The organism is Siphonobacter sp. SORGH_AS_0500 (assembly GCF_031453245.1).
GTDB lineage: Bacteria > Bacteroidota > Bacteroidia > Cytophagales > Spirosomataceae > Siphonobacter.
The window spans coordinates 929,584-946,360 of the sequence record NZ_JAVIYT010000001.1 but is presented as its reverse complement, the minus strand read 5'-3'; the positions used below and the strand labels follow the sequence as shown (position 1 = coordinate 946,360).

Below are 16,777 nucleotides of genomic sequence, written 5' to 3'. Positions count from 1 at the left end.
TTATTTATTGAAAATCAGTTGAATAAGAAATTGCTTTAAACTCTTCTAACTCCCGTTGAAGCAGGTTCACTTTTTGCGTAGCCCGTTTGTAGGCATCACTTCCCATGAAAAGGCGAACGGGCGGATTTTCCATCGTAGTCAGGGAAAGAATAACCTCCGCGGCCCGATCAGGATCTCCTATTTGGGTGCCGTTCATGTGGCGATATTTATCATGAGAATCCCGGATGGATTGATAATCAGCAATCTGCTCCTGGGCGAATACCAGGGATTCTTCGGTAAGAAAACTGGTGCGGAACGCTCCCGGCTCCAGCACGGTTACTTTGATACCCAACTCCCGAACGTCTTCGGCTAATACTTCTGAAAAACCAACCACCGCAAACTTGCTGGCGGCATAAATAGCCCAACCCGTATTGGCCGAAAAGCCAGCGATGGAAGCAATATTAATGATGTGACCGGAACGCTGCTCCCGCAGCAGGGGCATAGCCTTACGAATGACGTTCAGCGTAGCGAAAACATTAACATCAAAACTCGTCCGTGTCTCCGCATCGCTGAGCTCTTCAATGCTCCCACCAATCCCATAACCCGCATTATTAAGGATCACGTCGAGTTTTCCAAAAGTCTGGTGTGTTTGCGTAATGGCTTGCTGAACCGAACTTTCGCTGGTAAGGTCCACCTGAAGGGGTAAAAATGAAGAAGAAGACGCTCCTACCGCCTGCACTAGGCTGTCAAACGAGCGGGAAGTAGCAGCGACCGAGTGGCCTTCTGCCAGTAATTTTTTAACCAGAGCCAGCCCTAAGCCTTTGGATGCTCCGGTAATAAACCATACTTTTTTCATAGCTTTTTCTACCTTTTTTGGTTGACACAAAGGTAGAATCAGGCTAATGGCTGGACTTTACGTAGAACAAACGAATGATTACAAAAATCAAACAGTTCTAAAAACGGTTGGGCTTTGCTGGGTGTGTTTCTTGAAAAAATTATTGAAATGCGTTGCTTCTTCGAAACCCAGACTGTAGCTGATTTCAGAAATATTCCAGTCGGTATGCTTGAGTAAAGCTTTGGCTTCGTTCAATACTCGCTGAGCGATTACGGAAGAAGTGGTCATACCGGTTGTCTGCCGAACGGCCCGGTTCAGGTGATTGACGTGCATGGAAAGCTGGTCTGCAAAGTCGCTGGCCGAACGCATGGTAAATCGTTGTACGGGTGTTTCAATCGGGAACTGGCGTTCCAGTAACTCCGTAAAAACAGTCGTGATTCGCGTGTTCGCGTCAGCATGCTTATAAATCGTCTGCGTTGGCTGCATCTTCAGAGCCGTGTGAATCAACTCCATCGTATAGCTCTGCAAGAGATCGTATTTATACTGGTAATCACCAGCCATTTCATCCAGCATCTTATCATATAAAGCAGAAACCTGCCGATCCTGTTCTTCAGTAAGCACGTAAGCGGGTTTTCCGGCGGGAGTAAACATCGGCATTTCACCGATATTCCCTCGGTACCTTTCCGTATAAAAGGAATCCGTGAAAATACAGAAATAACCCGTTCGCTCTTCGGAAAGAGCCTCCCAAGTATAAGGCACCTGGGGATTGAAAAACATTAAGGTCGTACCGGAAATTTCGATACTCTTGTCCGCATAATGATACAGGTTTCGACCCCGAATTAGCAAAATTTTATAAAACTCTCGTCGACTGTAATGGATGGGCGTACTTTCAGGCCGAAAACAATCTTCCAGCCGGAAGACATTGAAGTGACCCACGCTGGGCTGAAAATTATGGGGTAGTTGATTGAATTTATGATAATAAAAATCCTGAACGCTTTCCGTCTTTTCCATAAAACAAACTTACAAAAATCAAACGAAATTTCTGTATTCTTACTACTTGATGGCAAGCACTAGTCAGGTAACCTCCCTGTTTGGCATTGATTTTTCTACATTAAAAACCTTCCAACAACCTTAGCTTTATGAAAACCACTTCCCGGAAAAAGAAAACCTGGCGGATTGTTCTCGCCGTACTAGCTCTGTTCGTTGTGATTCGGCTGGCTCTGCCCTATGTCATTCTGCATTACGCCAATAAAACGCTGGCTACCATGGATGGTTACCGCGGCCACATCAAAGACATTGATCTGGCTTTGTTACGGGGAGCTTATAAAATTGACAGCGTATATCTTAATAAGTATGATTCAGCTTCGCAGCAGCAAACGGCATTTTTTGGGGCAAAAATGATTGATCTTTCAGTAGAATGGAAGGCTCTTTTCAAAGGTGGAATTGTGGGTGAGCTGGTTTTTGACTCGCCTACGTTACGTTTTACGAAAAATAAGGTTGAGCCGAATCAGGTGCAGAAAGACTCCAGCGATTTCCGTACCCTGTTGAATAACTTTATGCCACTGGATGTAAACCGGGTGGAAATTAATAACGGTCGTATTGCTTACATCGATGAACATTCCAGCCCTAAAGTAGACATTGCCCTTACCAATGCCCATCTGCTGGCTCTCAATTTGCGAAACAGCTACGATTCTACGAGCGTACTGCCCGCCACCGTTACCGCTCAAGCCGATGTGTACGAGGGCACTCTGACCATCAATGCCCGGTTAAACCCGATGAGTCCCCGGCCTACTTTTGACGTCAATGCTGAAGTAAAAAACACCAATCTGGTTAAGCTGAATGACTTTTTTAAGGCTTACGCTAGTGTCGATATTAACCGCGGAAGCTTTGGGCTTTACTCTGAGGCGGCGGCGAAAAATGGTCGTTTTGACGGTTATGTGAAGCCCCTCATTACTAACCTGAAAGTGCTAGGCCCTGAAGACCGGCACGACACCCTTTTGCAGAAAATCTGGGAGGGTATTGCCGGAGGCGTTGCCCAGATTTTTAAAAACCAGCGAAAAGATCAATTAGCCACAAAGATTCCCTTTGAAGGCGATATCAAGGAACCGGAAACCAATGTCTGGTTCGTGATTGGAAATATTTTGCAAAATGCCTTCATCCGGGCCATTCAACCTTCACTGGATCATGAAGTTAGTTTAGGAACGGTGGGTACCCGAAAAGAAGAAAAGAAGACCTTTCTAGAAAAAGTCTTTGGCAGTAAGGACGATAAAAAAGATAAAAAGAAAAAGGATTAACCTTGATGCATGATGCATAGGTAGAGTGATAGAGTTATTTATTAGGTGTTTTCTTGTCTGATTCTTACAAATACTTTTATTTGTACAAGAAAATATTCAAATAATTACTCTAAGTCTACCTATGCAACCTTCTCCGTTTTGGGGTGAATTAGTCGGCACACTTGTGTTGATTTTGTTGGGCGATGGCGTTGTAGCGAACGTTCTTTTGAAACACTCCAAAGGCGAAAACAGCGGCTGGATTGTCATTACAGCAGGCTGGGGTTTTGCCGTGATGCTTGGAATTTTCGTAGCCAAAGCCTTTGGAAGTGCAGATGCTCATCTGAACCCGGCGGTTACGCTAGCCTTCGCCGTTTCCAATCACGATTATTCCAACGTGCTTTCCTACTGGTTAGCTCAGATGATTGGGGCTTTTCTGGGAGCCGTTCTGGTCTGGCTGCACTACCTTCCACACTGGTCTGAAACAAATGATCCAGGCCTCAAACTAGCTGTTTTTGCTACGAGTCCTGCCGTCCGCAAACCAGCGGGTAACTTCATTTCAGAGTTCATTGCCACAGCCTTATTAATTCTGGGCGTTAGTTCTATTTCCGGGGCGGGTGAACTAGCCATTGGTTTAGGACCTTATCTCGTGGGTTTATTAGTCTGGAGCATCGGATTGTCATTAGGCGGCCCAACGGGTTATGCCATGAGCCCAGCCCGGGACCTGGCTCCGCGGATTGCTCACGCCTTATTACCGATTCCCGGCAAAGGTTCTTCCGATTGGTCCTACGCCTGGATTCCCGTCGTGGCTCCTCTACTGGGCGGCGTGGCGGGAAGTCTGTTATTCATGGCTTTTCATTAATTCAGCGTGGCTCCCGGCTTCTTACGCTGCCGAGCCTTCCCTGAAACCCGTAAACCGAAAACTACAAACTGAAGATGTACATTGGCTCCATAGATCAGGGTACGACGAGTACTCGTTTCATCATTTTCGATAAAAAGGGCGAGATTATTTCCATGGCCCAGAAAGAACATACCCAATACTACCCCCAACCCGGCTGGGTGGAACATAACCCCGATGAAATCTGGGCGAATACGCAGGAAGTGATTAAAGAAGCCCTGGCAAAGGCTAAACTGACGACTAAAAGTTTAACCGCCGTCGGCATTACCAATCAACGCGAAACGACCGTCGTCTGGAATAAATTTACGGGGAAACCTTATTACAATGCCATTGTCTGGCAGGATACCCGAACGAGTTCATTAGTGAACGAACTGGCCACCGACGGCGGGCCCGATCGCTTTCGGGAAAAGACGGGCTTACCCCTGGCTACTTATTTCAGCAGCTTAAAAATCAAATGGTTATTGAAGCATGTGGCTACGCTTGAAAAAGACGCGATTAAGGGCGAAGTCCTTTTTGGCACGATGGACACGTATGTCATCTGGCAACTGACGGGAGGTAACAAAAATGCCAAACATATTACCGATGTAACCAATGCCAGCCGTACGCAGCTTATGGATTTACGGACGCTGAAATGGGATGATTCGTTACTGGAAACCTTCGGTATTCCCCGAAAAATGTTACCCGAGATCCGCTCATCTTCGGAAGTGTATGCAAAAGCAAAAGGGGTGCTGGAAGGCGTACCGATAGCCGGAATTCTGGGTGACCAGCAGGCAGCCTTGGTTGGACAAACCTGTTTTCGTCCGGGTGAAGCGAAGAATACCTACGGCACCGGGTGTTTCATGTTATTAAATACCGGCGATGCTCTAACCCAATCGACGCATGGACTCATCACGACCGTTGCGTATCAATTAGGGAATCAATCCGTTCAATATGCCCTGGAAGGTTCAGTGGCTATTGCTGGAGCATTGGTTCAGTGGCTGAGAGATAACCTGGGTCTCATTGAAAAAAGCTCGGATATTGAAGCTCTGGCCCGAACCGTGGAAGACAATGGCGGCTGCTACTTTGTCCCTGCTTTTTCTGGCATGTATGCTCCCTATTGGCGAAGTGATGCCCGGGGCGTGGTGGCAGGGTTAACCCGATTTGTTACGAAAGGGCATTTAGGTCGAGCCGCTCTGGAAGCTACTGCTTTTCAAACGCTGGAAATTCTGGAAGCGATGGAAAAAGACGCTGGAATTCGGTTATCCGAGTTACGGGCCGACGGCGGCATGACGGTCAATGAATTACTCATGCAGTTCCAGTCAGACTTATTAAATGTACCCGTTGTACGTCCAAAAATGATTGAAACCACGGCTTTAGGTGCCGCCTACGCTGCCGGACTGGCGGTGGGTTACTGGAAAGATTTGGACGATTTACGCCAAAACTGGGGCATCGAAAAAACCTGGAAACCCCAAATGCCCCGAGCCAAACGGAACTCCATGTACCGAAGCTGGCGAAAAGCCGTGCGGCGTTCATTTGGTTGGGAAGAATAGTTTTAAGTTGTTGGTTATTAGTTGTTAGAATATTAGAATAAAGGAAACGGGGTACTGACTATCAAAACTGATAATCAGTACCCCGCTTTGCTATTAGTTGGTAACGGTAAGTTATTACGAACAACCCTCAACCAACAACGAATAACTATTCCTGAATGAATGGGTAATCCTCCTGAACGTACACGTCTTTGTACGCTTCGCTTGGATCTGGCCAGGGAGATTCTTCCGCAAACTTCACGGATTCAGCTACCTGCTCTTTTACTTTATCTTCAATCGCAGTCAGCTCTTCTTCCGTTGCGAAACCGTTTTCAAGAATCGTTGCCCGGGTCCACTCAATAGGGTCACGGCGTTTGTATTCTTCTACTTCTTCTTTCGTCCGGTATTTCTGAGGATCAGACATCGAGTGACCACGATAACGATACGTCTTGAATTCCAGGAAGGTAGGGCCTTCACCGGCACGAGCACGCTCTGCCGCACGGCTAACCGCTTCGTGAACGGCTTCAACGCTCATCCCATCTACTGGCTCTGAAGGCATGTCATACGCTTCACCAATCGTGTACAGATCCGTTACGTTTGACGTACGAGCTACCGAAGTACCCATCGCGTAACCGTTGTTTTCTACCACGAAGATAACGGGCAGTTTCCAGGTCATGGCCATGTTAAAGGCTTCGTGCAAAGCACCCTGACGAACGGCACCATCTCCGAAGAAACAGATACACAGGTTTTTCGTTTTCAGGTATTTCTCAGCAAAGGCGATACCAGCACCCAGGGGAATCTGAGCACCTACGATTCCGTGACCGCCAACAAAGTTTACTTCTTTGTCAAAAATGTGCATCGAACCGCCTTTTCCTTTAGTCGTACCCGTAGCTTTGCCGTACAATTCGGCCATGATGGCATTGGGGCTCGTTCCTAAAGCCAAAGGAAAACCGTGGTCACGGTAGGCGGTGATCCATTTGTCATCTTTCGTCAAAGCAGATACTGAACCTACGGAACAGGCTTCCTGACCAATGTACAAGTGGCAAAAACCACGGATTTTTTGTTGTCCATAGAGCTGACCGGCTTTTTCTTCAAAACGCCGTTGAAGCATCATATTTTCAAACCAATAGAGGTAGGTTTCTTTCGGGTATTTTACCTTCGCTTTGGCTTTTTCTTTTGTGGCCATTACACGCGGGATTAGAAGAGTGGAAATAACGTCTGATTTTCCGAACTTTTTCTCCGGCCAAAGGCACGAATTTGGAAAACCTGGTACAAAACTTTCGGCGAAATTAGCCTGCAATCGTCAAAACACAAAGATGCTTTTTCTAGAACGGCTTCATTTAACTCATTATAAGTCCTACGAATCGGGAGCCTTTCTCTTTTCCGAGCGGGTAAATGCCATTGTCGGCGAAAATGGCAGTGGCAAAACCAACCTGCTCGATGCCATTTATTTTTTGTCGCTGACGAAAAGTGCCTTTACCAGCCAGGATGCTCTGTCTATCCAGCATGGGGCGGATTTTATGCTTATAGACGGCGTGTTCTCCCGTTACGAGGCTCACGAGCCTGCCGTTAACCTGGCGAAAATAACGAATGATTCGGAGGAAAACCATTCTCCGATGTCTATTTCTGAAGAGACGATTGCCGAACCCTCCGAAGAGTCCCGAATAGCTGCCCCCCTTCGCTCGTCTCAGATTACCATTTCATTACCGCGAGGTCAGCGAAAAGTGGTGATGAATGATCGTAAAGCGTACGAACGGCTGGCGGATCATATTGGAAAATTCCCCGTGGTATTAATCGCTCCTGACGATACAGATTTGATCCGGGAAGGTTCAGACGAGCGTCGGAAGTTTTTTGATGGGGTATTGTCCCAGCAACGCCCGGATTATTTGAGCGATTTATTGCAGTATAACCGTATTCTGGATCAACGAAATATCTTATTAAAGCAATTCCACGAACGCCATTACATGGACGAAGACCTGCTGGAAGCCTATTCTCAACCGCTGGTGGAGCTGGCTTTACGGCTAAATGCGATCCGAAAAAGCTTTCTACAGGAATTTCTCCCGGTTTTTCAGGAGCATTACGCTCAGTTGAGTGAAAGTCGCGAAACGGTAGAGATTCGTTATGACTCTGAAGTAGACATCGAACAGTTCAAGCATCAATTCTGGCTTAATCGCCACCGGGATGTGGCCGCTCAACGCACTACCCTCGGTATACACCGGGATGACTTTGTCTTTGAAATTGACTCGTATCCGCTGAAAAAATTTGGTTCGCAGGGTCAGCAAAAATCTTTTGTGGTCGCTTTAAAACTGGCTCAGTTTCATTTATTAACCCAGGAAAAAGGCCATCAACCCATTTTACTGCTGGATGATATTTTTGACAAACTGGACGATCGCCGCATTGCCAAGCTTATGGATATGATGCTGGACGGTACCTTTGGCCAGGTGTTTCTAACCGATGCCCGCCCCGAACGAACGCAGTCTTTATTAGCAGAATCGGAGATTACAGCGAATATTATCCGAACGACTTAAAGGTTGAATAGGATCTATGCTGGTGCGAGATTCCATCTCGTACCAGTTCATGAGACCCCGCTGCTCTTTTGGATTTATAACCCGAAAGCAATCGGTCAAGGATTTGCAATCCTTGACCAACTTAAAAACAAAAAAATCTCCACCTATTGAAGTGAAGATTTTCCTAACTACGACCAACAAACTAATTATTTATTTTTTTACTTGTTCTGCCTTCTTCATCACTTTGTCGCCCGCTTTCAGATTTTTAGATACCAGTAAAAACGGCCCTGATACGATTTCTTCTCCAGCCTTCACTCCTGACAGAATTTCGATATTTTCAAAATCGCTAATACCCGTCTTTACCGTTCGCTGCTCCACTACTCCATTTTTATTTACAAAAACTACTTCTTCTGGTTTTGCTTCCTTACGAACCTGATTTACGTTAGCATTTCCCTGATTATCAGAATTATTTACTTCTGCATCTTTTTCGGATGAACGGGTTGTAACGGCTGAAATAGGTACGCTTAACACCCCATTTTTCCGCTCAGTAATCACTTCAACCGAAGCTGTCATGCCGGGTCTGAAGGGAAAACTTCTTTTCTTTTTTCGATCTACTAAATCTCGGTAAGAATCCGGTAAAATCCGCATTTTGACTTCGAATTCAGTAACCGCATCTGTCGAACTTGCTGCCGCTGAAAGTGAACTTCCTGAACCATTGGCTGTATTGGCAATCGAAGTGACCAGACCTTTAAACTTCCGCCCTGAATAACTGTAAGCATCTACGTCAATAATCACCGAATCGCCGACATTGACCCGTACGATATCGTTTTCATTTACATTTACCCTCACCTCCATATTATTCAGGTTGGCAATGCGGAGTAACTCCGTTCCAGCCATTTGTGAAGTTCCAACGACCCGCTCACCCAGCTCGACATCCAGTTTGGAAATAATCCCATTCGATGGAGCGTAAATGGTTGTTTTTCGTAGGGTTTCCACGGCATCCCGTAAGCCGGCATCGGCACTTTCAACGGCATAACGGGCGGCTTCGATATTAGCCTTAGTGGATTCTACGTTCTGCCTGGCTACTTTAAAGTTAGCCTCAACGGTTTCAAAATCCGCATCCGATATTACTTTGTCAGCGTATAATTTCTTATTCCGGTTATAATCAGCCTGAGCCCGAATTAATTGGGCCTCTACTTGTCCCAAACTCGCCTTTGCCTGTTCGTAACTGGCTTTCGCCTGATTAACCGTTGCCTTCGCCCGAGCCACCAGCGACTCGTAGTTATCCGGGCGAATGCGTAATAACAACTGTCCCTTCACGACGGAATCCCCTTCATGAATATTCAATTCGATAATCTCCCCAGATACATCGGGGCTGATTTTTACTTCTACCTCCGGCTGAATTTTTCCCGAAGCACTAACCCTTTCCACAATGTCAGCCGTTTTTACGGTACTGAACGTGGCTTCTTCGGCTTTTTCCTTTCCAATCCAACCGGCGGCTTTCGCTACGAAAAGCCCTCCGACCAGTACCACCACAATACCACCGAGAATCCACCAAATTCGATTTGAAGAACGTTTTGCCATGGCTTTTAGCCCTTATTTAAGTAATAGTCTAGTCAATTAGTAATGAACTCAAAAAGACAAAGGTTTATTCTGATAATAGTCTAATACCTTTATTCTCAACACATAATCATACTTAGCCTGAATTTGATTAATGCGGGAACGATCCAGATTTGACTTCGCCAGATTGTAATCTACGGAGTTGATGGCTCCGGCATTAAACCGACTTTCAGAAGCTTTAAAAGCCAACGCTAAGGCCTCTACCTGACGCGTCAATGAACCATAACGTTTAGCCGCCGCAGTCATGTTGACATAAGCCTGTTCAATATTCTGACGTAACTGCAACCGAACATTGTCGGCCTGATATTGCTGATTTTGTACACTCAGCGAAGCATTTGCCGTCCGATACCGAACCTGAAAAGCATTAAAAATGGGAATACGGAGACTTAATCCGACCCCACCGTTCAGGTTATTCGTTAATTGTTCGGACCAGGGAATATTTTGAGTGGTGTATCCTGGCTGAGTAGTTGTAAACGTGATTGGAACCTGTTGCCCTTGAAAATCAACGTAAGCCGTATTCGTGATAGTGGTGGGGTTACCTGCCAACGAACGGCGGGCGGCACTCGAATAGTTACTACCCAGACTCACGTTAAAAGCCAGGGAGGGAAAGTAAGAGCCCCGGGCAATGGCTACCCCCGTGCGGGCACTCAGCGTTCGAAGATCAGCGGCCTGAACAGCCGCCTGCGTTTTCAGAGCGGAAGCATAAATCTGCTGGATGGGCGTGTTGTACGTATCATCAGGCGTATTCACGCTCATCCGATCCAGTGTAATTTCCTGAATTTCAGGATCATTCATTAATTGAAGCAACTGCAATTTTGAAATAACCAGGTTATTCTCAGCCGTCACGACCGATAACTCATCGTTGGCATATTGAGCTTGTAAATCCAGCAGATTCGCCTGAGGTAAGGCTCCGGCACTAACTAGTTTTTCGGTTCGGGCAACCTGTTGGCCTGTAATATCCACCTGTGTTCGGGAAACGGCCAGAACGTCTTCGTTATTTAATACCTGCAAATAAGCCAGTACTACGTTCAACGCTACCTGATCGCGAGTGGCCTGTACATCTAACTTACTGGCTTCCAGCAATTGCTGATTTTGTTTGATGGTATTCGTAACGATTCCACCGTTGTAAATGATTTCTGAGGAAGTCAGGTTGAGGTTATTATAATTCAACGTCTGGGTTACGTAAGCGTTGGTGAAGGGGTCAATGTTACGCCCCAGGTTCAGGCCCTGAGTAATAGCACTGTTGAGGGTAGGCAGCCGGGTATATTTAGATTGTTCGAAGGTGTTTCGATTGACTTCCACCTGTACTTCACTCTGCTTGACCTGAAGGTTATTTTTCCAAGCAATATCCACGCAATCCTGAAGCGATTTTTTCGGAGCAGTCGTCTGCCCAAAGGCGGGTAAGGTTACCGCCAGACTCACGCCAAGAAACCAAACTTTGAGGCTTGTCATCATCTTTCCAAACTATTGTTCATCAATGATACACAAGCCCAGCCACAGTGACGAATAGTTTTGGGATAAGCGGCGATAATTTAGTTTATGGGTTGTGGGTTTTGAGTTTGGGGTTCAGAGTTAATACTAAAAGTTTATTTATTTAACCTAGTGTATTGGTGATGCAGAAAAATTCACAACTCTAAACACCAAACCCAAAACTCGTCAAAACACAAAAAAGTCCAGAAGAACGACTTCTGGACTTTCCTTTTCCCCCATTGTTTTACCTAACCTAACAAACCCTTTCGGGTAAGACTCTTTATAATTACACGCGAGCCGATTTACTTCGGATGTTTCGCATGAAGTTAGTAAATTCAGTACGCTCTAATCTGTTTTGCGGACGGTAATACCCCAGGTCCTTCTTTGATCCAAAAGCGTCCAGTATTGCGGCGATTGCAGCCCCTACTCCCAGGGTTAACAGCATGATTAGAGCTAATGACATAATTATTTAAGATGTGGTCTTGGTTTTTATGTAATCTTATACTGTGCCTCTACGAATAAAGGTTAACAGGAATGATACCACGGCGATTACTAATAGGATGTGGATAAGACCTCCAGCACTGTATCCTACTACTCCAATAAGCCAGCCGATAATCAGGATAACTGCGATGATATACAATAGACTTCTCATGACGGTTAAAGTTTTTTTTTCGTGATTTGGATGTTGACTAGGTAGATAAAAACAGTTTGCCAGGAGTGCCAGAAGCCCATATAATAGGTCTATACGTTTAAAGAAAAAGAAAACGAGTACAATATTCCCCACGGCGGGGAAATACCCCTGAGGTACAACGGGGAACGGAAGTGGCATTATAATGGTAATTCCATAGATACATCAATTATCAACCCTCCACTGTATGAATCGTCTAAAGTCTATTGGTAACTTTTTTCTGGAAGTTTATAATGAGTTTTCAAATGACAATGCACTAAAAATGAGTGCATCCCTGTCGTACTATACGATCTTCTCCATGGCCCCCATGCTTCTGGTCATTATTTCTCTGTTAGGAATTTTTTATGGACAGGAAGCCATTCAGGGGCAGGTCTTCGGACAGATTCAGGGGTTGGTAGGAAAAGAGGCCGCCCTCCAGATTCAGGATCTAATCAAGAAAGCCGAACTCTCCAATCGTTCGCCCTTAGCCCTAACGGTTGGTATCATTACGCTCGTGATTGGGGCTACCGGGGTTTTCGGTGAAATGCAGGATTCCATTAATCGTATCTGGTCGTTGCGGGCTAAACCCAAAAAAGGATGGCTGAAACTATTAATTAACCGCCTGCTTTCATTCTCTATGATCATCAGCATGGGTTTCGTACTGCTGGTATCCCTGGTACTGAATTCCATGATCGATGTATTCAGCAACCAGCTTGAACGCATCTTCAATAACGATCTGGTTGTCGTTTTTTATGTGGTTAACCTACTAGTCATTTTTGCGGTCATTACTTTACTATTTGCACTAGTTTTTAATGTATTACCAGACGGAAAACTTTACTGGAAAGATTCATTTGTAGGAGCGGGCTTTACCGCCATTCTATTCATGATTGGGAAGTTTTTGATTGGCCTTTACCTGAGCAAATCAAACGTAGGCTCTACCTATGGTTCAGCCGGTTCTATTGTGATCGTACTGCTTTGGGTTAACTATTCAGCAGCCATTCTCTACTTCGGGGCAGAGTTTACGAAAGTTTACGTCAGACGTTTTGGTCGGGGCATTGTTCCCAAAAGCGAAACAGTTATTGTTTACGAACAGGAAATTAGTCCCGATCAGTTAGAAGAAGGCCAGTTGGGCCATGTGAATGTCAACAACCTACGGGGTTATTACGAGCGACGTTAATTATTTACCCACCATCAATTTATCAAGGTCATGAATACGATTTATGAAAAACCCAATTCATTCGCCGTCAAAAGTTTACAGGTTTTAAATCTGCTTACCTTTCTGGTAACCATTGCGGCCAACTGGGCGGCGGTAAGTTTGCCTTTGAACAACAAAACCACCAAGCAGCTTTCGGATCAATACCCGAATCTCTTTACTCCGGCAGGCCTAACTTTCTCTGTGTGGAGTGTGATTTATCTGAGCCTGGGTCTTTTTATAATTTATCAGCTCAAAGGACTCTTCAATCATCAACCGCATGAGTACGTACGGCAGGTGGTAGCCCGGGCAAGCGGCTGGCTTATTGCAGCTAATCTGCTAAATGCCAGTTGGATTATTGCCTGGCACTACGAATACGTGAGTCTTTCCGTAGCAATTATGCTGGGCTTACTGGTGAGTTTATTGGTGTTATTATCTAAAATGTTTGAAGTATCGTCGATAGAAACGAGCTGGTGGCAGCGTTTCGTGGTACGTACACCTTTTGGACTCTATGCAGGCTGGATTTCCATCGCCACTATTACTAACATTGCGGCCTGGTTAGTCGATATGAACTGGAATCAGTTGGGTCTTTCGGAAGAAACGTGGGCAGTTATTATGATCATTACGGGTACCATTCTGGCTCAGATTGTACTTTTCACGTATCGCAGTGTTGCTTATGGCTTAGTGGTTATCTGGGCATTGATCGGTATTATCCTTCAGCGTTACCAGGCAACAGAGCCTAACATGACTATTGTATACGTTAGCGAAATCTGTATTCTAGTCCTTACCATCTCCGTAGTACTGATTGCCTTTACCAATCTGGTTATTCCGATTCGCCGCCGTCCCGTTTTAAACTGGACGCACCCTAAAGTATAACCATCTCATTCATAGACTCATAAACCCAAAAACCTTCGTTCTTGAGTACGGGATCGAAGGTTTTTTCATATAATCTGTCCAATGTTAAAACAACTTATTACCGAGGGACGTTTTTCAGAAATAGGATGAGCTAAAATAAAATCTACTTAAAAAATAGAGTTTTAAAACCTAACCTTCTGAAAACGCCAGTGTTACAAAAAAATATTCATTTTTTACCACCAGAAAGTACTGCATACTTTTTCATTTCAAAAGTCTTGTATCTTTGCCACAAAAAACCCGGTTTTTAGGCAATTTTATTGTATTTTACTAAGTCCGAAGCTTAGTAAACGAGCTACCGAGAAACGCATTCCTAACCGTCGTTTTCTATATTCTCCATGGAGTTTACTATTGCACAGGTGGCCCAGCTATTGGGCGGTGAAGTTAAAGGTCAAGCCGATCAGAAAGTAAGTAGATTGGCTAAAATCGAGGAAGGAACTGAAGGAGCAATCAGTTTTCTTTCCAACCTCAAATACGAACATTTTCTTTATACGACCTCTGCTTCGGCGGTGATTGTAGATAAAGGTTTTGAGCCTAAAAAGGCCTATACTCCGACGTTAATTCTGGTTGATAACGCATACACTGCCTTCACTAAACTGCTGGAGGTTTATCATAACGCCATTACTTTTCGTAAATCCGGCATTGAAGAACCCAGCTCTCGCGGAAAGAATACCGAAATTGGGGAAGGCCTTTATCAGGGAGCTTTTTCCTACATTGGTGATAACTGCCGAATTGGCAAAAATGTCAAGATCTATCCACAGGCATTCATTGGAGATCAGGTAGTTATTGGAGATAACACTATTATTTACGCCGGAGCCAAAATTTACGATAACTGTAAAATTGGAGCGAATTGCACCATTCACGCCAATGCCGTTATTGGCTCAGACGGATTTGGTTTTGCTCCTCAGGAAGACGGTTCGTATAAGAGCATTCCGCAGTTGGGTAACGTGATTCTGGAAGATAACGTTTCCATTGGCTCTAATACCACTATTGACTGTGCAACCATGCCAGAAGCTTCCACCATTATCCATGAAGGAGTTAAACTGGATAACCTGATTCAGATCGCTCACAACGTGGAAATTGGCCGTCATACCGTCATGGCCGCTCAGAGTGGCGTATCTGGTTCGGTCAAAATTGGGGAATATTGCATGATTGGCGGCCAGGTAGGTATTTCTGGTCACCTGCAATTGCCTAATCATACCATTATTACTGCTCAATCCGGCATTTCAAAGACAATTACCAAAGAAGGAGTCGTATTAACCGGGTCTCCGGCCTACGAAAACCGGGAGAACCTCAAATCGCAGGCCGTATTTCGTCGACTTCCTGAATTGGAAAAGCGGGTAAGAGAACTGGAAAAACTCCTGAAAGAATTATCTTTGCCGGCTAATAGCATCCAGTAGTTCAGCAGCGAGTCGATCAAAGCTGGCAGGAGGCTTCTTTTTCAAGAGGCCTTTTGTGTATAAAGCCCATCGAATTTACCAGTCGATAGCTGCTCATTCGTCTAAAATGAATCTTAAACAGCATACTATTCAAAAACCTGTCACCGTATCTGGTGTTGGGTTACATACCGGTGTCGTTGCCTCCATGACGTTCCTACCGGCTCCAGCGAACCACGGTTACAAGTTTCAACGGATTGACTTACCCGGCCAACCCATTATTGATGCTGATGTAGATAACGTAGTGGATGTTTCCCGGGGTACAACGCTTGAACAGAGCGGTGCCCGTGTTCATACCGTAGAGCATACGCTGGCGGCCCTGGTGGGTCTTCAGATTGATAACTGCCTCATCCAGCTAGATGGTCCTGAACCTCCTATCATGGACGGTTCTTCCATTAAGTTCATCGAGGCTCTGGATGATGCGGGCATCGAAGAACAGAATGCCTTACGAAATTACTTCGAGGTTCCTTCGGAAGTACGCTTCCGTGATAAAGACCGCGACGTTGAAATCGCCGCTCTGCCCCTTGACGATTACCGCGTAACGGTCATGGTGGACTATAACTCCAAGGTCCTTAGCAGTCAGCATGCTTCTCTAAACGATATTACGCTTTTCAAACAGGAAATTGCCAAGAGCCGTACCTTCTGTTTCTTACACGAACTGGAAGCTCTGTTTAAAGCAAACCTGATTAAAGGAGGTGACCTTTCAAATGCCATCGTGATCGTGGATCGTGAGTTTGAAGATGGCGAGCTTGACCACCTTTCTTCACTCTTAGGTAAGCCTAAAGTAAGTGTGGTCCCCGGAAAAGGAATTCTTAATAATATCGATTTACACTATGCCAATGAACCTGCCCGCCACAAACTCCTTGATGTTATAGGAGATTTGGCTCTGGTTGGACGTCCCCTGAAGGCTCAAATTCTGGCGGCTCGTCCTGGCCACGCGGCAAACGTTGAAATGGCGAAAAAAATTAAAAAACTGATGCGGGAAACTCAAAAACCCAGTATCCCCGTATATGACCCCAAGGTCCCCCCGGTGATGGATATTAAGCAGATTTCTAATCTGCTGGCACACCGCTATCCCTTCCAGTTGATTGATAAAATCATTCATATGGACGAGACCAGCGTTGTTGGTGTTAAGAATGTTACAATCAATGAGCCCTTCTTTACGGGTCACTTTCCTGAAAACCCGGTAATGCCCGGCGTTTTACAGATTGAGGCTATGGCTCAGACGGGTGGTATCCTCGTAATGAGCACCGTACCAGATCCTGAAAATTACTGGGCGTACCTGGCAGCGATTGAAAACTGCCGTTTCCGTCGTAACGTAGTTCCCGGTGATACGGTCATTTTCAAATGCGAATTCATGGCTCCCATGAAACGTGGCATTGCCAAAATGCACGGACAGGCCTGGGTGGCCGGTCAGCTGGTCATGGAAAGTGACATGACTGCGAGTTTAGTTCGTAAAAAATAAGCCAGAACGTTACGGTAAATA

At 45.4% G+C, this 16,777-nt stretch carries 15 protein-coding genes; 8 read left to right on the top strand and 7 right to left on the bottom strand.

Annotated elements, in window-relative coordinates:
- Positions 1 to 4: 4 nt before the first annotated feature.
- The gene (locus QE357_RS03980) at positions 5 to 835 is read right to left on the bottom strand and encodes an SDR family NAD(P)-dependent oxidoreductase (RefSeq protein ID WP_309706025.1); all 831 of its coding nucleotides are present in this window, start codon (positions 833 to 835) and stop codon (positions 5 to 7) included.
- A gap of 87 nt (positions 836 to 922) precedes the next feature.
- Positions 923 to 1,825 (bottom strand): AraC family transcriptional regulator, encoded by a 903-nt coding sequence (locus QE357_RS03975; RefSeq protein WP_106635085.1) that lies wholly within the window; start codon positions 1,823 to 1,825, stop codon positions 923 to 925.
- 128 nt (positions 1,826 to 1,953) lie between these two features.
- Here QE357_RS03975 and QE357_RS03970 point away from each other — a divergent pair, with 128 nt between their 5' ends.
- The 3 genes from QE357_RS03970 (at position 1,954) to glpK (ending at position 5,511) form a co-directional block, all read left to right on the top strand.
- Positions 1,954 to 3,108 (top strand): DUF748 domain-containing protein, encoded by a 1,155-nt coding sequence (locus QE357_RS03970; protein ID WP_309706022.1) that lies wholly within the window; start codon positions 1,954 to 1,956, stop codon positions 3,106 to 3,108.
- Between the two features lie 121 nt (positions 3,109 to 3,229).
- A complete protein-coding gene (locus QE357_RS03965; RefSeq protein WP_106635083.1) occupies positions 3,230 to 3,946 on the top strand; it encodes an MIP/aquaporin family protein in 717 nt (238 codons plus the stop codon).
- A 68-nt stretch (positions 3,947 to 4,014) separates the two neighbouring features.
- The gene (glpK, locus tag QE357_RS03960; protein ID WP_309711309.1) at positions 4,015 to 5,511 is read left to right on the top strand and encodes a glycerol kinase GlpK; all 1,497 of its coding nucleotides are present in this window, start codon (positions 4,015 to 4,017) and stop codon (positions 5,509 to 5,511) included.
- 145 nt (positions 5,512 to 5,656) lie between these two features.
- On the opposite strand, the gene pdhA is transcribed toward glpK, so the two are convergent.
- The gene (gene pdhA / locus QE357_RS03955) at positions 5,657 to 6,673 is read right to left on the bottom strand and encodes a pyruvate dehydrogenase (acetyl-transferring) E1 component subunit alpha (protein WP_106635082.1); all 1,017 of its coding nucleotides are present in this window, start codon (positions 6,671 to 6,673) and stop codon (positions 5,657 to 5,659) included.
- A gap of 130 nt (positions 6,674 to 6,803) precedes the next feature.
- Here pdhA and recF point away from each other — a divergent pair, with 130 nt between their 5' ends.
- The gene (gene recF / locus QE357_RS03950; RefSeq protein ID WP_309706019.1) at positions 6,804 to 8,015 is read left to right on the top strand and encodes a DNA replication/repair protein RecF; all 1,212 of its coding nucleotides are present in this window, start codon (positions 6,804 to 6,806) and stop codon (positions 8,013 to 8,015) included.
- Positions 8,016 to 8,204: 189 nt separating this feature from the next.
- Here the strand turns inward: recF and QE357_RS03945 are convergent, their stop codons facing one another.
- The 4 genes from QE357_RS03945 to QE357_RS03930 form a co-directional block, all read right to left on the bottom strand.
- On the bottom strand, positions 8,205 to 9,578 hold the full coding sequence (locus QE357_RS03945) for an efflux RND transporter periplasmic adaptor subunit (RefSeq protein ID WP_309706016.1): 1,374 nt from the start codon (positions 9,576 to 9,578) through the stop codon (positions 8,205 to 8,207).
- Positions 9,579 to 9,626: 48 nt separating this feature from the next.
- Positions 9,627 to 11,069 carry a TolC family protein gene (locus QE357_RS03940; RefSeq protein ID WP_309706015.1) on the bottom strand — a complete coding sequence of 481 codons (1,443 nt, stop codon included), beginning with the start codon at positions 11,067 to 11,069 and terminating at the stop codon, positions 9,627 to 9,629.
- Between the two features lie 301 nt (positions 11,070 to 11,370).
- A complete protein-coding gene (locus QE357_RS03935) occupies positions 11,371 to 11,547 on the bottom strand; it encodes a hypothetical protein (RefSeq protein WP_157830184.1) in 177 nt (58 codons plus the stop codon).
- 36 nt (positions 11,548 to 11,583) lie between these two features.
- Positions 11,584 to 11,736, bottom strand: a complete 153-nt coding sequence (locus tag QE357_RS03930) for a lmo0937 family membrane protein (protein WP_157830183.1) — start codon at positions 11,734 to 11,736, stop codon at positions 11,584 to 11,586.
- Positions 11,737 to 11,959: 223 nt separating this feature from the next.
- On the opposite strand from QE357_RS03930, the gene QE357_RS03925 reads away from it, so the two are divergent.
- The 4 genes from QE357_RS03925 to QE357_RS03910 all read left to right on the top strand — a co-directional run bounded on the left by QE357_RS03925 (position 11,960) and on the right by QE357_RS03910 (position 16,756).
- Positions 11,960 to 12,928, top strand: a complete 969-nt coding sequence (locus tag QE357_RS03925; RefSeq protein WP_106635076.1) for a YihY/virulence factor BrkB family protein — start codon at positions 11,960 to 11,962, stop codon at positions 12,926 to 12,928.
- Between the two features lie 30 nt (positions 12,929 to 12,958).
- Positions 12,959 to 13,819, top strand: coding sequence for a hypothetical protein (locus QE357_RS03920; RefSeq protein WP_309706012.1), 861 nt, complete (start codon positions 12,959 to 12,961; stop codon positions 13,817 to 13,819).
- Between the two features lie 374 nt (positions 13,820 to 14,193).
- The gene (gene lpxD, locus QE357_RS03915) at positions 14,194 to 15,255 is read left to right on the top strand and encodes a UDP-3-O-(3-hydroxymyristoyl)glucosamine N-acyltransferase (RefSeq protein ID WP_307142088.1); all 1,062 of its coding nucleotides are present in this window, start codon (positions 14,194 to 14,196) and stop codon (positions 15,253 to 15,255) included.
- A gap of 106 nt (positions 15,256 to 15,361) precedes the next feature.
- Entirely contained in the window at positions 15,362 to 16,756 is a 1,395-nt protein-coding gene (locus QE357_RS03910; RefSeq protein ID WP_106635345.1) for a bifunctional UDP-3-O-[3-hydroxymyristoyl] N-acetylglucosamine deacetylase/3-hydroxyacyl-ACP dehydratase, read from the top strand.
- Positions 16,757 to 16,777: the final 21 nt, after the last annotated feature.

Excerpts from the sequence above, each read along its gene's own strand:
- QE357_RS03940 (WP_309706015.1), bottom strand. The coding sequence starts at position 11,069 with ATGATGACAAGCCTCAAAGTTTGGTTTCTTGGCGTGAGTCTGGCGGTA.
- QE357_RS03945 (WP_309706016.1), bottom strand. The coding sequence starts at position 9,578 with ATGGCAAAACGTTCTTCAAATCGAATTTGGTGGATTCTCGGTGGTATT.
- QE357_RS03920 (WP_309706012.1), top strand. The coding sequence starts at position 12,959 with ATGAATACGATTTATGAAAAACCCAATTCATTCGCCGTCAAAAGTTTA.
- QE357_RS03910 (WP_106635345.1), top strand. The coding sequence starts at position 15,362 with ATGAATCTTAAACAGCATACTATTCAAAAACCTGTCACCGTATCTGGT.
- QE357_RS03980 (WP_309706025.1), bottom strand. The coding sequence starts at position 835 with ATGAAAAAAGTATGGTTTATTACCGGAGCATCCAAAGGCTTAGGGCTG.
- QE357_RS03925 (WP_106635076.1), top strand. The coding sequence starts at position 11,960 with ATGAATCGTCTAAAGTCTATTGGTAACTTTTTTCTGGAAGTTTATAAT.
- QE357_RS03935 (WP_157830184.1), bottom strand. The coding sequence starts at position 11,547 with ATGTCATTAGCTCTAATCATGCTGTTAACCCTGGGAGTAGGGGCTGCA.
- QE357_RS03930 (WP_157830183.1), bottom strand. The coding sequence starts at position 11,736 with ATGAGAAGTCTATTGTATATCATCGCAGTTATCCTGATTATCGGCTGG.
- lpxD (WP_307142088.1), top strand. The coding sequence starts at position 14,194 with ATGGAGTTTACTATTGCACAGGTGGCCCAGCTATTGGGCGGTGAAGTT.
- QE357_RS03965 (WP_106635083.1), top strand. The coding sequence starts at position 3,230 with ATGCAACCTTCTCCGTTTTGGGGTGAATTAGTCGGCACACTTGTGTTG.
- recF (WP_309706019.1), top strand. The coding sequence starts at position 6,804 with ATGCTTTTTCTAGAACGGCTTCATTTAACTCATTATAAGTCCTACGAA.
- QE357_RS03975 (WP_106635085.1), bottom strand. The coding sequence starts at position 1,825 with ATGGAAAAGACGGAAAGCGTTCAGGATTTTTATTATCATAAATTCAAT.
- QE357_RS03970 (WP_309706022.1), top strand. The coding sequence starts at position 1,954 with ATGAAAACCACTTCCCGGAAAAAGAAAACCTGGCGGATTGTTCTCGCC.
- pdhA (WP_106635082.1), bottom strand. The coding sequence starts at position 6,673 with ATGGCCACAAAAGAAAAAGCCAAAGCGAAGGTAAAATACCCGAAAGAA.